Here is a 2,657-nt window from a genome sequence, read left to right as displayed (position 1 = left end):
GGACCTCGTGAGTGCAATGGACCCTTACCCGATCGACACGCAGCCGACGATCGAAGATGTCGCCAGCTACCTCTGGCATGCTATCGCATTCGGGTGTGGCACCGTGGCCGACGCCGTGGCTTGGGCTGACAGATTGATGATGATCGTAACCGTCCGATGACCCCGCGATGAATCTCGTCAGGGCTCCTGCCACGATGGCGGCCAAGGAGCCGTCATGGCAGATACATCGCAAACCGTCCCGTCCCCGCTTCGCCTTCGTCGCAGTCCTGCCGAAGCCGCCGCGCTGGTCGCCGACTGGCGCGCAAGCGGCCTGAACAAGGAGGAGTTCAGCCGGCAGCGCGGCATCCTGCGCTCGGCGCTGACGTCCTGCCTGGATCGCGTCCTGGCGCGCGAGTCAGCCTCGCCAACCGGGTTCATCGAGGTCTGCCCGCCCGCATCGGTCAACGCCGGCGGCGGCTTGTCGCTGGAGATCGGCGAGTGCCTTCGCCTAACCGGCATCGACGTATCGACGGCGGTGACGCTGGTGTCCGCGCTGATGCGGGTGCGGCGGTGATCGCGCTGGGCGCGCGGCGGGTATTCCTCTGCGGCGAAGCGGTCGACATGCGCATGGGCATCGATGCGCTTAGCGCCGTGGTGGTCGGCCGTCTGCAGCGCGATCCGAACGCCGGTGACGTGTTCGTCTTTGTTGGCAAGCAGGCCAACCGCCTCAAGGCGCTGTGCTGGGACCGCGACGGTTTCTGGCTGTGCGCGAAGCGGCTGGCCGGCGGGCGCTTCGTGGTGCCGCGGATCTCGCGCAGCGATGGTCTGCCATCGGCGCTCGAACTGTCGCACGCGGACTGGCAGCTGCTGCTCGACGGCATCGTCGTGCGCGATCGCGTGCTGCTGCATCGCTTCGGACGCTGTGGCGAAAAGGAAAGGACCGCGATAATGCGCGCGTGACTGCGCAAAAGTTCATCACCGCGGCCGAGGAGATCGCGGATCTGCGCGCCGAGGTGGCGGCGCTGAAATGGGAGGTCGGCGATCTCGCGGCGAAGAACGACTGGATGCGGCGCATCCTCTACGCGCCATCGAGCGAGCGGCGGCCGCCGCAGCAGAACCACGGCGACGCCGTGCAGCAGGACTTCCTCGGCGCGCCGGTCGACGCCGGGGTGACGGCGGACGACGCGCAGGCCAAGCAGAAGCTGCGCGAAGAACGGTCGAAGGCCAAGAACGGCAAGAAGGGCCGCGGGCCGGACGGGAGACCCAAGCCGGTCAACGGCGGCGGCCGCAAGCCGGTCAACCGCAGCCTGCGCCCGGTCGACCACGTGATCGCGGCTCCGGTCGGTGAGCACGTCGCGGCGGACGGCACGCCGCTGATCCTGCTCGGCTACGAAATCTCGGAGCGCGAGCATTTCATCGCCGCCGAGATCGTGCGGCAGATCATCAAGCGCGAGCGCTGGGGCCTGCCGGACACCCGTGAGGAACTGTTCCGCGCGCCGGTCGATCCGGCGCTCGTGCCCAAGGGCAAATACAGCGACGAATACCTGCTCGAGGCCATGCTTCGGAAGTACCTCCACGGCATGCCGTTCACGCGGATGCTGGCCGACTTCCGCGCCATGGGCTCGGATCTCGAAGACTCGACGCTCGGTGACCTGGCGCGGCGTTTCGCCGAGTTCTTCACGCCGGTGACCGAGGCCATCCGCGCCCAGGTCCTGGCGCGGACGTTCATCCACGCCGATGAGACGACGCTGCCAACCCAGGACGGCGGGCGCTATCTGTGGGCGTTCGTCGGCGGCCGTCAGGCGTTCTTCCATGTCGGCGGGCGCGGCAGCAAGGAACTGCGCGCGGTATTGGGCGATCAGCGCGACGCCGTCGTCGGTGACGACGACGATCCGGGTCTGCTGGCCACCCTCGGCTTCCTGATGGGCGATGGCTACCGCGTCTACGACGCCGTCTGCGCCGAGCGCGACATCACCCGTCTCTGCTGTTGGACGCACGGGCGGCGCGATTTCCTGCCGTTCGTAAAGGATCCATTCGCCGCTGACGTGGTCGCGCGCGTCGGCGCGCTCTACCGCATCGAGCGGCTCGCCCAGAATCACGAGCGCGACCAGGGTCTCGACGTCGCCGCGGCCGAGGCCCACCGCTTGAAAGCGCGGCAGGAACAGGCCGTCCCGCTGCTCGCCGACATCCATGCGCTGCTCGACGCCAATCGTGACCGCTACTCGCCCGGCAGCGATCTGCGCAAGGCCATCGACTACCTGCTCGATCGCTGGCTTTGCTTCACCGCCTACACCACGCGCGGCGACCTGCCGATCGACAACAACCAAGCCGAGCGCGTCATCCGCCCGATCGTCATCGGCCGCAAGAACTGGCTGTTCGTCGGCAGCGACGACGCCACCGCCTGGGCCGCGCGCAACCACACCCTGTTCGAGAGTTGTCGACTGGCCCGCGTCGAACCCCGTGCCTACCTGCGCCACGTCATCGCCAGCCTGCACGCGGGCGGCGTCGACCCGGCAACGCTCACCCCGGAACGCTGCGCCGGCAGATTCCCCGCGCCGCGCTGAACGACGGCCGGGGGGCTCGGCAAAGGCGTCATCGGACGCTTACTGAACTCCTCCTTGTTCAGGCCGCTTGCGCGCCAGTCGGCGACCAGCGCGGCGGCTTCGGCAGGACTGCGA

Annotated in this window: 3 protein-coding genes; all 3 read left to right on the top strand. The window is 68.5% G+C overall.

Going from position 1 to position 2,657, the window contains the following annotated elements; genetic code table 11:
• Window positions 1-214: 214 nt before the first annotated feature.
• Genes H0W38_RS20590 through H0W38_RS20580 form a run of 3 tightly spaced genes read left to right on the top strand, consistent with a single transcriptional unit; the run spans window position 215 to window position 2,543 of the window.
• Window positions 215-553 carry a hypothetical protein gene (locus H0W38_RS20590; protein ID WP_292457698.1) on the top strand — a complete coding sequence of 113 codons (339 nt, stop codon included), beginning with the start codon at window positions 215-217 and terminating at the stop codon, window positions 551-553.
• Complete coding sequence (gene tnpB, locus H0W38_RS20585; protein WP_292457696.1) at window positions 550-939, top strand: IS66 family insertion sequence element accessory protein TnpB; 390 nt, start codon at window positions 550-552, stop codon at window positions 937-939. Before H0W38_RS20590 ends, tnpB begins: the two co-directional genes overlap by 4 nt.
• 53 nt (window positions 940-992) lie before the next feature.
• Window positions 993-2,543 (top strand): IS66 family transposase, encoded by a 1,551-nt coding sequence (locus H0W38_RS20580; RefSeq protein ID WP_292457694.1) that lies wholly within the window; start codon window positions 993-995, stop codon window positions 2,541-2,543.
• Window positions 2,544-2,657 lie beyond the last annotated feature (114 nt).

The sequence above is a fragment of the Methylibium sp. genome (assembly GCF_013817365.1).
Lineage (GTDB): Bacteria > Pseudomonadota > Gammaproteobacteria > Burkholderiales > Burkholderiaceae_C > Methylibium.
The sequence above is the reverse complement of the archived record's forward strand: the minus strand, read 5'-3'. Positions and strand labels throughout refer to the sequence as shown.

Bases quoted from the DNA above. Each gene is read 5' to 3' on its own strand.
- H0W38_RS20590 (WP_292457698.1), top strand. From the start codon at position 215: ATGGCAGATACATCGCAAACCGTCCCGTCCCCGCTTCGCCTTCGTCGC.